Annotated in this window: 11 protein-coding genes; 5 read left to right on the top strand and 6 right to left on the bottom strand. The window is 61.7% G+C overall.

All coding sequences use genetic code 11. From position 1 onward, the window contains the following. Positions 1 to 536 precede the first annotated feature (536 nt). The 6 genes from hisG to Q0K00_RS05800 form a co-directional block, all read right to left on the bottom strand. The gene (gene hisG / locus Q0K00_RS05825; RefSeq protein ID WP_297228028.1) at positions 537 to 1424 is read right to left on the bottom strand and encodes an ATP phosphoribosyltransferase; all 888 of its coding nucleotides are present in this window, start codon (positions 1422 to 1424) and stop codon (positions 537 to 539) included. A 56-nt stretch (positions 1425 to 1480) separates the two neighbouring features. After that, entirely contained in the window at positions 1481 to 1861 is a 381-nt protein-coding gene (hisI, locus tag Q0K00_RS05820; protein WP_297228027.1) for a phosphoribosyl-AMP cyclohydrolase, read from the bottom strand. 302 nt (positions 1862 to 2163) lie between these two features. Then, positions 2164 to 2931, bottom strand: coding sequence for a flagellar export chaperone FliS (gene fliS, locus Q0K00_RS05815; protein ID WP_297228026.1), 768 nt, complete (start codon positions 2929 to 2931; stop codon positions 2164 to 2166). Positions 2932 to 2959: 28 nt separating this feature from the next. Then, a complete protein-coding gene (gene fliD, locus Q0K00_RS05810) occupies positions 2960 to 6001 on the bottom strand; it encodes a flagellar filament capping protein FliD (protein ID WP_297228025.1) in 3042 nt (1013 codons plus the stop codon). Positions 6002 to 6172: 171 nt separating this feature from the next. Beyond that, on the bottom strand, positions 6173 to 6802 hold the full coding sequence (rdgB, locus tag Q0K00_RS05805; protein ID WP_297228024.1) for an RdgB/HAM1 family non-canonical purine NTP pyrophosphatase: 630 nt from the start codon (positions 6800 to 6802) through the stop codon (positions 6173 to 6175). 20 nt (positions 6803 to 6822) lie between these two features. After that, positions 6823 to 7722 carry a DMT family transporter gene (locus tag Q0K00_RS05800; RefSeq protein ID WP_297228023.1) on the bottom strand — a complete coding sequence of 300 codons (900 nt, stop codon included), beginning with the start codon at positions 7720 to 7722 and terminating at the stop codon, positions 6823 to 6825. Between the two features lie 309 nt (positions 7723 to 8031). On the opposite strand from Q0K00_RS05800, the gene Q0K00_RS05795 reads away from it, so the two are divergent. From Q0K00_RS05795 to Q0K00_RS05775, 5 genes are all read left to right on the top strand, one after another. Further along, positions 8032 to 9120 carry a tetratricopeptide repeat protein gene (locus Q0K00_RS05795; protein ID WP_297228022.1) on the top strand — a complete coding sequence of 363 codons (1089 nt, stop codon included), beginning with the start codon at positions 8032 to 8034 and terminating at the stop codon, positions 9118 to 9120. 140 nt (positions 9121 to 9260) lie between these two features. After that, on the top strand, positions 9261 to 10970 hold the full coding sequence (locus Q0K00_RS05790) for a 30S ribosomal protein S1 (RefSeq protein WP_297228021.1): 1710 nt from the start codon (positions 9261 to 9263) through the stop codon (positions 10968 to 10970). A gap of 463 nt (positions 10971 to 11433) precedes the next feature. After that, a complete protein-coding gene (locus Q0K00_RS05785; protein ID WP_297228020.1) occupies positions 11434 to 12393 on the top strand; it encodes a hypothetical protein in 960 nt (319 codons plus the stop codon). Between the two features lie 75 nt (positions 12394 to 12468). Continuing rightward, positions 12469 to 13428, top strand: coding sequence for a hypothetical protein (locus tag Q0K00_RS05780; RefSeq protein WP_297228019.1), 960 nt, complete (start codon positions 12469 to 12471; stop codon positions 13426 to 13428). Between the two features lie 25 nt (positions 13429 to 13453). Continuing rightward, positions 13454 to 14416: a hypothetical protein gene (locus Q0K00_RS05775; RefSeq protein WP_297228018.1), complete on the top strand. Its 963-nt coding sequence runs from the start codon at positions 13454 to 13456 to the stop codon at positions 14414 to 14416. Positions 14417 to 14515: the final 99 nt, after the last annotated feature.

The raw sequence follows: 14515 nt of genomic DNA, 5'->3' as shown, positions 1-14515 counted from the left end.
CGCTCGCTTGTTGGTTTGTCTGGTAACTTCCAACTTACCGAATGAGGAAAGGGTGAACAACCTATCGGAACACAACAGCTAGATCAAACGGAAAAACCGCGTTTTTCCACGAAGTATCAGGCCGTATGGTTTGGGACGCAGAACATCCCAAACGGATAAGGCTCCTAGAGCCTGTTAACACAAATTTTACAACAATTTTAATAGATAAAACAGATAAACTGTACATCTTCCCCTTGCTTTTGGGGGCGATGTTGCCTCGTATCCCTGACTCTTCCCTGGTAAAAGCGCGTTGGGGAAGGGATGGGGGGCTTGGGGGGAAGGGGCCCCCCTCCCGCGCTGGCGGCGACCGAAAGGCGGCTCGCAGGGCCGTGCCCGTTAGGCGACGCAGGAGCCTTACGGGCATCGACAGCAGAGCGCGACCGAAAGGCGGCCGCAGGCCGTGCCCGTTAGGCGACAAAGGAGCCTTACGGGCATCGACAGCAGAGCGAGGGATTCCCCTTCCCCCCAAACAAACAGCTAATAGTGTTAACAGGCTCCTAGATGACCTTGTTCAGCGCGTACTCGATGATGCCCTCGGCGCCTGCCTGGCGCAGTCGCGGGATCAGGTCGCGCACCACGTCGATATTGACCACCGTTTCCACGGAAAGCCACTTCTCGTTCTGGAGCGGGGACACCGTGGGGGAGTTGAGGGACGGCAGCATCTGGAGGATGGCGTCGAGGTGATCCGCAGGCGCGTTCATCTTGATGGCCACCAGATTTTCCGCCCGCAGCGCGCCCTGCAGGAGCAGGTCGATCTGGTCGATCTTGGCCCGCTTGCGCGGGTCGGCCCAGGCGTCACGATTGGCGATGAGCACGGGATAGGAGCTCATGACCTCGTCGATGATGCGCAGACCGTGCGCCCGGATGGTCGTGCCGGTCTCCGTCACTTCCACGATGCCGTCGGCCAGGCCTTCCACCACCTTGGCTTCGGTGGCGCCCCAGGAATAAAAGATGTCCACGTCGATGCCCAGCCCGGCAAAATACTTGCGCGTCAGCCCCCGCAGCTCGGTGGCGATGCGCTTGCCCGCCAGATCCTGCGGCTTCTGGTAGGGCGAATCCCCGGCCACGGCGAGCACCCAGCGGCAGGGGCGGCAGGAGGTCTTGGAATACGCCAGTTCGGAAATGATCTGCACGTCCTTGTCGTGTTCCACCTCATGCAGCCAGTCCAGACCCACGATGCCCACATCGAGGATGCCCGCCGCGACGTATCCGCCGATCTCCTGCACCCGGCAAAGGGAGGCGCTGATCTCCGGGTCATTAATCTCGGGGAAGTAGTTGCGGGTGTGCTTGCGGATCTTCCAGCCTGCACGGTCAAAGAGATTGATGGTGGCTTCTTCCAGCGACCCCTTGGGGACGCCCAGTTTGATGATGGGTTGTGCGTTCATGCGTAAGCTCCGGGCGCTTCACGCCCTTGTGTTAACGTGCAGAGCGTTCGGACGTTTCAGCGGCCGTAGACGCTTTGAGGATCGAACACCACGGGAGAACAGTCCGCGACCTCGCCGTCCTTCCATTCCCGATAGAAGCAGGAACGATGCCCCGTATGGCAGGCTGCGCCGCCGATCTGCTCGATGGCCAGCAGGATGGTGTCGTTATCGCAGTCCAGCCGGATGGAGCGTACCTTCTGCACATGGCCGGAAGTCCCCCCCTTGTGCCAGAGCTCACCACGACTGCGGCTCCAATAATGGGCCTCGCCCGTGGCCAGCGTGCGCTGCCAGGCCTCCTCATTCATGTAGGCCAGCATGAGCACTTCCCCGGTTGCCGCGTCCTGGGCAATGGCCGGCACGAGCCCCTTGCTGAAATCAGGGCAAAACGCCGTGGACATAGACGATCTCCTTGTGGAAAGACTCACGTTCGCCGTCCTTCCGACAACAGGGGGACGACGGACGCGGACAAGTGCACGCTAGCCATAAATGCGCGTGGACGCAAGGGAGCTGACGCGTCAGCCGCCAGTCAGCTTGGTGAAGATCACATGACGCCCCGCTCCACGCACGGCAAACAGCCGGCCCGCTGGGATCCAGCGAACCGGCTGCTTCGGTCGGAACTCTTCCGTGGGGCGGGCGGCCGCGCCATCTTGTTGCGTCCCCTTCCGGCTGCGCCGGAAAGGGGCGATCCGCTTACGAAAGTCTATTTTTTTGCGTAGGCACTGGGGATGCGTCGAGGCGGCAAGCCGCTGAGACGCGGTTTTGTCGCCGCATCGGCTGCTTCCGTCGGCGCGGCGGCCGGAGCCGCTGTCGCTTCGGCGGGAGTGGCCATGGGGCGAGCCATCTGCTGGGCCGCAAGGGGCTGTGGAGCGACCGGCTCCGCCGCTTGGGCCTCGGCAGGGGCCGGGGCTGCCGCCGGAGCAGCCTCACCGGCCGGGTCCAGATGCATGGCATTGCGGCCATAGGCAGCCTGGGCCATGGCTCTGGGCATGTGTCCGGTAGCCGAAAAACCGGGCATGGCCTGCGGCACGGCCTTGCGCTGCTGCAGGGACGTGGCCGGCTTCATGCGGACGGAGATCTCGGCCACCGCCTGCTTGGCCTCGGGCTTGTCGATGATCTGGGCATACGCGCTACGCAGCCCCGACAGGATCTGGGACACGCTGTCCAGCCGCTCGACGCTCATCTTGAGATTGGCCTCAAGCAAGCGCGCCGTGCACAGAAAATACAGGTTGCTGAGATTGACCGCCAAGTCCCCTCCCCGCTCCATGTTGAGCGAGGAGGAGAGCTCGTTGACGATGTCGATGACTTTGGAAATGAGGATGCCCTTGGCGGCATAGTCCTTTTCCAGCATCTTTTCGCGGGCCTGCTGCAGGAATTTCAGCGCACCGTCATAGAGCATCAGCAAGAGACGCCCCTGATCGGCGGTGCCGACATTGGTCTGCATGTAGGCCTGTGTAGCGCGAGTATTCATCTGTTCTGTTCCTTAAAAAGAATCAATACTAACCGCCGCTCAACTGCTTGAGTTGACTCTCAAGGGAAGTCTGCGTCTTGTTGTACTGGGCAAGCAGGGTCTCCAGTCGGGCAAAGGCCGCCTTCTGCCGCTCTTCCCAGAGCGCGATACGGTCCTTTTCCCGGTCGATCTTGTCCTGGATGTTCTCCATGATGGTCTTGTAGTTGTCCTGCAAGATCATCAGAGCGCCGTTCTTTGACTTGACGGCCAGGGAGTCGTCATCGACCGTCTTACCGGTATCCTGCCATGTCAGTTCTTCCTTGAGGAAGTTGTCCACCGTATCCAGCAGACCGTACTTGATGCGCACCTGGCCTTCGTGCTTGCCGGGCGCCAAGTCGTCGATGATGATGGACAGACCGCGGGCATCGCCCGAAGCGCAGGAAAAGTAGTTGCTGCCCATGCTGGGGTCGTTATTGGCCTTGACGCCGTTGATGTAGACCTCAAGGATGTTGCCGGCGGCGTCCACTTCATAGCTGACATCATAGATGCCGGCCTGTGTGATGCCCTGCACGCTACTGGCGTAACGGAAGGCGTTGGTGGTGGAGGTCCCCGCCGTGCTCGGTCCGCAGAAGAAGTCCACCACGGCTTCCATGTTCTCGGACATCATCTTGTTGTAGTTTTCCTGGTCCAGATCCGAGAGCGACTCGATGGAAGAGGAAGGCGCGATGACCAGCAGGCCGTATGTTTCGCTGTTCTGATCGGTATCGGTCTTGATGCCCATGTTGGCCAGGTTGGCGAGCAGGTCGCCGGACAGGATGTCGTCCGCCGAGGTCCGGCCCTGATAACCGGCGGGCGTGCCGGTCAGAGCCGCCTTGAAACGCGAATTGAACAGCTGCACGCCATAGTTGCCCTGCAGGAGACCGCCCTTCTGGGAGGTCAGCTGGGACATGCTGTAGTTGTCGTCTTCCGGGTCCGTGGACGTCGTTTCCGCATTCTCATCATACTTGGTGAAGGTCTGCACCGTCACCAGCAGGCTGTTCACGGCATCCAGAAATGCCTGTACGCTCTCCTGCAGGGCGTCCACGTCCGTATTGACGTTGATGGTCGCCTCGCCTTCCCCCTGGATGTTGATCGTCACGCCTTCGATGACGTCCGAGATCGAGTTGGACTCGCTCTCCAGCTCCATGGGCCAGTTGTCCACGGTATAGATGGCGTTGGCGGACTGCTTGATGTTCCAGTTGTCGGAGTCCGTGATCTGACCGGTGATGCCGGGCCCCTTCAGGGACACGATATCCTTGACGACCAGCTTGCCGTCCACGACGGAGGCATCCAAGCCCTGAGCCTTCAGTCCATCCAGCACATTTTGCATGGTGGAACCGCTGGCAAGATTGAACTTCACTTCCGAGCCGTCATTCTTCACCACGGTATATTCGAGTTCCGGCGGCGTTTCCAGCAGGTTCTCGCCGCCCCCGGCACCCGCGGATTCCGGCGCGATGGCGCTGTTGTTGATGGTCATCTCCGCATTGACCGTGGCGCTGTAGCCCTGGTGGTCCACATAGCCCTGCGTCAGGGCCATACCACGCACGTTATCCAGCTTGAGGATCGAGTTGCCGGCTGCATCCGTATCAGGAGAAACAGAGACCCCAGCAGCGCCAAGCTGCGACTGTATCTCGTTGAGCAGATCCTGATTGGTCTTGTCGCTGCTGATGGTGACGGTCTTGGTGGTGCCGTCGCCCATGGTGAAGGTGTAAACGAGCTCCTTCGGCGGATTGGCGTCGCTCAGCTTTTCGCCCAGCTTGTCCTTGGTAAAGGTCAGGGTCGTATCGAAGACCGTGCTCGCGCCGGTGGTGAAGTCCACGGATGTGCCGCTGGCGGGCGTCTGCTCCACGGAGATGCCGCTGGGCATACTGCCGCTCCCGGAAGGCGTGATGCTCTCCACGCCGGAAAGGCCCATGTACCAGCGGCCGTCGTCCGCCATGGACATATTGGCCGTGTTGCCCGTGGCCTGAGCCAGCGTGGCCAGAAACTCCTCGCGGGTCGCGTTGTCCTTGACCGTGATGGAAATGGTGCTCTTGTAGCCGAGCCCCTTGTCCACTACCACATCGAAAGTCAGGTTCTGCCCGGTGCCGCCTTCGACCAGCGGCTTGGACATCTCGTCCTGCGTCCCGGCGTAAACCTTGACGCTGGGGGGCACGTCGGCCTTTTCCGAACTGTCGCGACGCTTGAAGGACTGCACGCCGTCCAGCTTCAGATTGCCGGAAGGATCCAGGCTGGCGATATTCCGGCCCGTCTGGGAGTTGATGGCGTTCACAAGATCATTCAGCGAGGAATTGCCCTTGATGGTGACGCTCTTCTTCGTGCCGTTGTCGTAAACGAGGTCAAAGACGAAGTCGCTGGGGTCGGTGAGTACTTCGCCAAGGTCCACCTTCTTGCTGGTGGACCAGGAGGAACTCGTCCCCGCCGCGGACATGCCCTCAAGAGCGCAGTCATAGATGACGAGATTGTTTTCTTCCCCGGTATCCTTGCCGGCCACCTGGAAAAGATAGCCGCCGCTCGTCTTCACCGTGCTGACGGTGATGCCCGGATTGTCCTTGGAGTTGTTCACCAGGCTCACGAAGGAGTCCAGCGTGGTGTTGGGCGGAACGGCGATGGACACCGTCTTGCCGCCATAGGTGAACTTGAAGTCCACCGTATTGTCGGTCTTGTTGATGATGTCGTTCTTGGAAGAAAAGACGTGCTTGTTCGCCCAGACGGAGTTGCTGGCCACCTGCTTCACATTGATGGTGTGCTGCATGTTCTGGGCATTGGAGTTGGCCGTCCCCGTCACCACGCCGTCATCGGAGCTGGTCACCAGCTTGCTGACGAAGTTGTCGCGGTTCTTGAGGCTCGCGATCTGGCTCTTGGTGCTCTGCGCGGCCTCGATGATCTTGCCGAAGGCCTGATAGCGCAGGTTCCAGTCGTCCTGCCACGCCTGAAGGCGGTTGAGCTGGATGGATTCGATCTGCTTGAGCTGCTCCAGGGTCTGGGTCCAGTCGGTACCCGAACCGCTCAAGCCGGAATAATATATGGAGCCAGCAATGGAACTCGACATGGCAACCTCGCTTGATATACGTATAAGGACGATACGCGTTCTCTAGGAAAGACTTTCCCGACAAGACATGTTTGCAAGATTCACGCCAAGCGCGACATCCCCGGACAAGGCTCCAGAGACGCTCTCGCCGCATATATCTTTCTGTACTTAACGGCGTACTTCGGCAGATATTTAGGGTCTGCCCGGCCAGTCGTCCAGCATGGCCCTGAGGGCTTTGGCCCGGTGGCTGCGCCCCATCTTCTCTTCGCGGGAAAGCTCGGCCGCGCTGCGTCCCAGTTCAGGGTCCCAGAACACCGGATCATAGCCGAAGCCGTTCTCCCCCCGGGGCGACGTGAGGAGGCGCCCCTCCCAGGTCCCGCGCACGGTCCATTCCCGCCCGCCCATCGACGGCGGGAAGACCACGGCCATGCAGCAGACGAAACGACAAGCCCGCTCCGCTTCGGGCACATCGCGCAACACATGCAGCAGTTTGCGGATGTTGCGGGCATCCCGGCTTTCTCCGGCAAGAAATTCCCAGTCATCGGCATAGCGGGCCGAATGGATGCCCGGCGCGCCGCGCAGGGCGTCCACCTCCAGGCCGGAATCGTCAGCGACGCTCACCAGCCCGGTATGGGCGGCCACGGCCCGCGCCTTGATGAGGGCATTGGCCTCGAAGCTGTCGCCGTCCTCCACGATATCCCCCACGTCGGGGAATTTATCCAGTCCAAGCACCTCCACCCCGAGGGCCGCCAGCGGTCCGGCCAGTTCCCGGACCTTGCCGGCATTGCCGGTGGCAAGCACCACCTTTTCACATGTCGTCATGTTGTCCTCCTCAGAGAAGATCAGGACGGCGTCCTGCGCGTCTGCAGGGTGGCCGTCACGATACCGCCCACGATGAGCAGGCCGCCCACCACCTGCGCCGCGATCACCGCCTCGCCCAGCACGAGCCAGGCGGCCAGTGCCGCATAGAGCGGCAGGGAGTAATAGACGATGCCCGCGCGCACCGGTCCGATGCAGGCAATGGCCCGCGTCCAGAGACTGAAAGAAACGAAGGAACAGCCGATACCGGCATAGAGCACGCCGGTGAGCACCTCGCCGCTCCAGACGACAGGCGGCAGCAGCCACATCTCCCCGATGACCGCGGGCAGACAGAAGAGGCTCCCCAGACCGAAGGTGGCGGCGCTGAATCCCAGCGTGGACAATCCGGCCGGGCGCGAGCGGATGAAGAGCGAATACAGCCCGAAGCTCAGCGCCCCGCCCAGCGACCACAGATCGCCCCCGGCAAAGCTCAGGGAGGCCAGCCGTTGCCAGTCCCCCCGGCTGACCAGCACCACGATGCCCGCCATGACCACGCACATGCCGAGCAGGCGGCGCGGACTGATGGGGTCCCCGTAGATGATGCGGGAAAGCAGCAGGATGATGACCGGCGCCGTCGGCGCGATGAGGGCCATGTTCAGACTGGGCGTGGTCTGCCCGGCCTTGTAGAAAAAGGTGTTCATGAACGACACGCCCAGCAGCGCCATGAGCGACACATAGCGCCAGTGCCGCCGCAAGAGGGGGAAGTCCTGCCGGAGATGCCGCCAGGCAAAGGGCAGACATACGACAAAGGCGATGACCCAGCGCCAGAAATTGCACTGCCAGGGCGGTATCATGTCCGCCACGGCCCGCGCCACCACGAAGTTGCCCGACCAGATGATGGTAGCCAGCAGCGCCATGCCGTATCCGGCCGCCGTTTCCCGCATGATGCCTCTCCTTTCCCGCCGGGGCGCATCCCTTTCCCGCGACGGGGGCCGGCCCTCCGCCGCCTGCGCCCATCCCGCGCGCTTTCGGCCCCGTCGGCGGAAGTCGCTCCGGGCGGCGGTCCGATATGCCCAGACCCTAGCCGCAGGCGGACGCCGGAGTCAATGCCTCTCCCGCCTGGACGGCCTGTCCGCGCGGCCGCTGCGGGCGGGCCTTCCCTTTTGGCGGGTAAGCGGCTAGGCTCGGCCGGGGTCGGCCCTTGCCGTGCGGCCGCCCTTCCCCGATGACGGCACGGCCTGTCTGGAGTTTACATGAAAATGACCCTGACCCTCTCCGCGCGCTGTGCGCGTTGTTTTGTCCTGAGCTTGTCGCTGGCCCTGCTGCCCGCCGCCGCCCTGAGCGCCGCCCCGGCCGGGACGGCCCCCGAAGCCGCCGAGGCGCAGACGCCGGAGCAGCCTGCCGGGGCCTCGCCGGAAGCGCAAAAGCTGGCCGCCGAGCAGGGCAAGACCCTGCAAGCCGCGCAAAAAGCGCTGGACGCGGGCAACCACGCGCAGGCCGTGGAACTGGTAAAACCGCTGGCCGAGGCCGACAATCCCGAAGCCCTCTATGTGCTGGGCGAGCTGACCATGCAGGGCAAGGGCGTCAAGCGCAACGCGAAGCAGGGGGCCATCCTCCTGAAAAAGGCGGCCGACAAGGGCGAGATGCGTGCCCAGAACGCCTATGCCACCGCATTGTGCACCGGCAACGGCGTCAAACGGAATTTCAAGGAGGCGGCGCGCTGGTACCGCAAGGCCGCCGAACAGGGGCTGGCCGAAGCGCAGTTCGCGCTGGGCTATCTCTATGCGCACGGGCGCGGCGTCCCCAAGCGGGAAAACGACGCCATCGACTGGTACGGGCGGGCCGCCAATCAGGGACTGGCCGAAGCGCAGTACACCCTCGGCTGGACCTACCTCAACGCCAAGGGCAGCAATCAGAGCGACACCAAGGCGGCGCACTGGTTCGAGCGGGCCGCGCAGCAGGATCACGTCAAGGCCATGAACAATCTGGCTTTCATGTACGCCGAGGGACGCGGCTTCGCGCAGGACAATGCCCGCGCCGTGGAGTGGTACACCCGTGCGGCCGAAGCGGGCTATGCCGAGGCGCAGTATAATCTGGGCTTCATGTACGAGCAGGGGCGCGGCGTGCCGCAGGATTATGCCAAGGCCGTGGAATGGTACCGCAAGGCCGCGGACAACGGCGAGGCGGCCGCCATGTACAGCATGGGCCTGATGTACGACCAGGGCACGGGCGTGCAGGCCAATCTCAGCGAGGCGCAGCGCTGGTACGAGCTGGCCGCCAAAAACGGCGATCCCGACGCCAAGGCCCATCTGCGGGCCCAGCAGCGGGACGGCCGCAAGTGATGCGACGGGCGGCCGCCGCCCGGGAAAAACACGCCGGACGCGGGGCGGACGCCAGCCGCCCCTTGTGTTCCCTTCATATTTCTGCTATGGTCGCTCACCCTCAAAAATACGAGGGAAATATTTGTTTGGAGGCATGGCAGATGGCTGACAAGGAAACCGGGCACGAAAACGAAATGAATTTCGAAAGCGCCCTTGAAAACTACCTCAACACCGACTTCGGCGAACTCGAAGAAGGCTCCATCGTCAAGGGCGAGATCGTTCGCGTTGACGACGACAATGTGCTGGTGGACGTGAATTTCAAGTCCGAAGGTCAGATCCCGGCGAGCGAGTTCCGCGATTCCGCCGGCAACATGACCGTGAAGGTGGGCGATACGGTGGACGTGTACGTCGTTCGCAAGAACGAGGGTGAAGGCACCATCACGCTCTCCTTTGAAAAAGCCAAGCGCATGCAGGTCTTCGACAAGCTTGAGGACGTGCAGGAGACCAATCAGGTCATCAAGGGTCACATCGTGCGCCGCATCAAGGGCGGCTACACCGTGGACATCGGCGGTGTGGAAGCCTTCCTGCCCGGCTCCCATGTGGACCTGCGCCCCGTGCCGGACATGGACGCGCTGGTCAATCAGGAATTCGAATTCCGCGTGCTCAAGATCAACCGCCGTCGCAGCAACGTCATCGTGTCCCGCCGCGTCCTGCTGGAAGAGGAGCGCGATTCCAAGCGGCAGGATCTGCTCCGCACGCTGGAAGAAGGCCAGATCGTGCAGGGCAAGGCCAAGAACATCACCGAGTACGGCGTGTTCGTGGATCTGGGCGGCCTCGACGGCCTGCTGCACATCACGGACATGAGCTGGAAGCGCATCCGCCATCCCAAGGAAATGATCACCATGGGCCAGGACCTGACCCTCAAGGTGCTCTCCTTCGACCGCGAGAACAACAAGGTCTCCCTCGGCCTCAAGCAGCTCGTGCCCGATCCGTGGCAGGACATCTCCGCCCGCTTCCCCGAAGGGGCCAAGTGCACCGGCAAGGTCACCAACCTTGTGGACTACGGCGCCTTCGTGGAGCTGGAGCCCGGCGTGGAAGGCCTCGTGCACATCTCCGAGATGTCCTGGACCCGCAAGCTGCGTCATCCTTCCCAGATGGTGCACACCGGCGATGAAGTGGAAGTGGTCATCCTCGGCGTGGACGGCGAAAAGAAGCGCATCAGCCTCGGCATGAAGCAGGTGCGTCCCAATCCCTGGGAACTGGTGGCCGAAAAGTATCCTGAAGGCACCATCCTGGAAGGCGTCATCAAGAACATCACCGAATTCGGCATGTTCATCGGCATCGAGGACGGCATCGACGGCCTCATCCACGTCTCCGACATCAGCTGGACCAAGAAGGTGCGTCATCCCAACGAGATCTACAAGGTGGGCGACACCGTGCAGGCCAAGGTGCTCACCGTGGATCAGGAAAACGAAAAGTTCACCCTCGGCATCAAGCAGCTGGTGGACGATCCGTGGGGCCATGTGCCCAGCACCTACCCCGTGGGCTGCACCGTCAAGGGCGTGATCACCAACATCACGGACTTCGGCCTCTTCGTGGAAGTGGAAGAAGGCATCGAGGGCCTCGTGCATGTGTCCGAACTGTCGGGCAAGAAGGTCAAGACCCCGGCCGAAATGTACAAGGAAGGCCAGGAGATCGAAGCCAAGGTCATCCATGTCAGCGCCGAAGAACGCCGCCTCGGCCTGTCCATCAAGCAGATCCGCGACGAGGAAGAACGCCGCAAGCCCAAGGAATTCCATGCCGGTCCGCAGGAATCCGGCCAGAGCCTGGGCGAACTGCTCAAGGCCGCGCAGGAAAACAGCGAAAACTGATCTTTCGGCGGATAACAGCGTATACAGCAAGGGGAGGCTTCGGCCTCCCCTTTTTTATCGCAGGGGCGCTATCCGTCCGCGGTCCGGCATACCAGCGGCTGTCAACACTATTCGTTTCCTGTTTGGGGGAAGGGCCCCCTCCGCGGACGCACGCCTGGACACTCAGTTGGCGGGACGACCGCTACGAGAACGGCGCGGACATCCCGGAGGGGAAGCCCCTACTTCCCCGAGGACTGAAGCGGATTCGCATTGAAATCGTGTCCAATTTCAATGCTGGCGCTGCCCTCACACTACGGAAAAAGCGTGGTTTTTCCGTGTGTTCGGTTGCTGGTAGTCGCTCCCGCGACTACCAGAGCAATCCACATTTTCAATGTGGAATTGCTCTAAAGCGCCCCGCCTTGAAAACCCTCCGCATCCACGCTATTTGACGAAGATATGACGCCCCGCAACAAGGAGGGAAACCATGTCCGGAGGCATATCCCTCAAGCCCGAGACCATTCCGCTTTTTCCGGACGAGCTGGCCGATGAGCTGCGGCGGCAACTTTTCTGGATCGTCAAGCGTCACAGCTCCTACACGGCCTGGGCGCGCGCCTTTGCCGCCTTTGACGCGCTCATCGACAAAATGGAGTGCCTGCTCCCAGAACTCGCCGCCAAGCCATTCGGCACCTACGGCATAGGACTGCCCCCCGACACCAAACCTTTGATCGTCTGGCCCGAATGGGATTACAAGCTCACATGGCGCCGCGAATACCGGGCCGCCCTAGACCGCCTGCGCAAAGGGGACAAGAGAGCCCTCGGCATCATACCGCCGGCCCCTCTTCTCGCCTTGCAGGCTGGACGCTGCCAGAATCTGGTGTACTTTTTCCAGGGAGAGCACCCAAGGGATGGATACTACAGCGAACTTGATCCCATCATCCCGGAAAAAGCCGCACTGACCAGGCTGGCCAAACTCGCGTACTGTTTGGCTGCTGAGAACCTCGAGCTCACGGGAACGTCTCCGCTCGGCAGTATGGCTGATAGTGTGGACTGCAGGATCTTCTATTCCCCTGAGCGCCGCCATCTGGCATCGCCTCTGCCACTTAATCCCGGCAAACCACATTACGATCTTGCCATATGCAAGGTAGACATTACCACCCTCTACCCCATCCCGGCGGACCTGCCGCCCGTGCCCGACCCCGTCATCCTGCCCGGACGGAAAGCGCCGCTGATCCTGAACAGCGAAGAGAGGGTAGCGCTGCCCGGCATCTATCTCTCCGCTCCTTGCGGGGATATCCGCTATCTGTTCCCCAATGCCGCCGCTCCCTTCCTTGACCTGGGCGAACGCTGCCTGCCCTGCACCTGGACACTCATCTGGCAGGACGACCGCTACGAGAACGGCGCGGACATCCCGGAGGAGGAAGCCCTCTACTTCCCCGAGGACTGAAGCGGCCCGCCTTGAAAGACCGCCGCATCCACGCTATTTGACGAGGATACGACGCGCGCAACAAGGAGAAAAACCATGTCCGGAGGCATATCCCTCAAATCCGAGACCATTCCGCTTTTTCCTGACGAGCTGGCCGATGAGCTGCGGCGGCAACTTTTCTGGATCGTCAAGCGTCATAGTTCCTACACGGCATGGGCACGCGCCTTTGCCGCCTTTGACGCGCTCATCGACAAAATGGAGAGCCTGCTCCCAGAACTCGCCGCCAAACCATTCGGCACCTACGGCATAGGACTGCCGCCCGACACCAAACCTTTGATCGTCTGGCCCGAATGGGATTACAAGCTCACATGGCGCCGCGAATACCGGGCCGCCCTAGACCGCCTGCGCAAAGGGGACAAGAGAGCCCTCGGCATCATACCGCCGGCCCCTCTTCTCGCCTTGCAGGCTGGACGCTGCCAGAATCTGGTGTACTTTTTCCAGGGAGAGCACCCAAGGGATGGATACTACAGCGAACTTGATCCCATCATCCCGGAAAAAGCCGCACTGACCAGGCTGGCCAAACTCGCGTACTGTTTGGCTGCTGAGAACCTCGAGCTCACGGGAACGTCTCCGCTCGGCAGTATGGCTGATAGTGTGGACTGCAGGATCTTCTATTCCCCTGAGCGCCGCCATCTGGCATCGCCTCTGCCACTTAATCCCGGCAAACCACATTACGATCTTGCCATATGCAAGGTAGACATTACCACCCTCTACCCCATCCCGGCGGACCTGCCGCCCGTGCCCGACCCCGTCATCCTGCCCGGACGGAAAGCGCCGCTGATCCTGAACAGCGAAGAGAGGGTAGCGCTGCCCGGCATCTATCTCTCCGCTCCTTGCGGGGATATCCGCTATCTGTTCCCCAATGCCGCCGCTCCCTTCCTTGACCTGGGCGAACGCTGCCTGCCCTGCACCTGGACACTCATCTGGCAGGACGACCGCTACGAGAACGGCGCGGACATCCCGGAGGAGGAAGCCCTCTACTTCCCCGAGGACTGAAGCGGCCCGCAACAAGGAAGACACCATGTCCGAGACCCTATCCGTCTTTCCGGACGAGCTGCCCGATGCTCTCCGGCGACAGCTTTTCTGGATCGTCAAGCGTCATAGTTCCTACACGGCATGGGCACGCGCCTTTGCCGCCTTTGACGCTGTCATCCGGAAAATGGACAGCCTGCGCCCCGAGCTGGCCGCCAAACCCTTGGGCACCTACGGCATCGGGCTGCCTCCCGACACAAAACCCATCTCAAGATGGCCCGACTGGTGGTTTACGCTTCTGCGACGCCGTAATTATCGCGCAGCTCTGGCCCGCCTGCGAAAGGGGGATAAAAGAGCGCTCGGCACCACGCCACCGGGTCCCCTTCTCGGTTTGCAGGCTGAAAACTACAAGTATGATCTGGTCAATTTTTTCCGGGGGAAACACCCCGACCCCAGAGAGGGATACTACAGCGAACTTGATCCCATCATCCCGGAAAAAGCCGAGCTGACCAGACTGGCCGAGCTGGCGTACTGTCTGGCCGCCGAAAACATCGAACTCGCAAGGATGGCAAGCGCCAGAGCGTTCAATAGCGTATACAGCAAAGTCCCTTACAGCCCGGAAGCCCATTGTCTAAAGATCCACCTTCCTTTCCACCCTGACAAGAAGTCCTGTGACCTTGACCGCTATCCCATCCCGGCGGAGCTGCCGCCCGTGCCCGGCCCCGTCATCCTGCCCACGCTGAAAAAGCACTGGTGGGCCCCGGCCTTCCGTCATGACGGCCCGCTGGTCATGCAAAGCAATCAACGAGTATTCCTCCCCGGCATCTATCTCTCCGCTCCTTACGGGGATATCCGCTATCTGTTCCCCAATGCCGCCGCTCCCTTTCTCGACCAGGGCTACATGCAGGAACGCTACCTGCCCTGCACCTGGACACTCATCTGGCGGGACGACCGCTACGAGAACAGTGCGGACATCCCGGAGGAGGAAGCCCTCTACTTTCCCGAAGGCTAGAGCGCTTCGTCATGGGAAAAGGCAACACACGGGGCGGCGGCACAGCGCGTTCCGGTCGAAATGGCGGGAAAACCGCGTTCTTTTCCGCGAAACACCAGC

Source organism: uncultured Desulfovibrio sp. (genome assembly GCF_944327235.1).
Taxonomy (GTDB): domain Bacteria; phylum Desulfobacterota; class Desulfovibrionia; order Desulfovibrionales; family Desulfovibrionaceae; genus Desulfovibrio.
The sequence above is the reverse complement of the archived record's forward strand: the minus strand, read 5'-3'. Positions and strand labels throughout refer to the sequence as shown.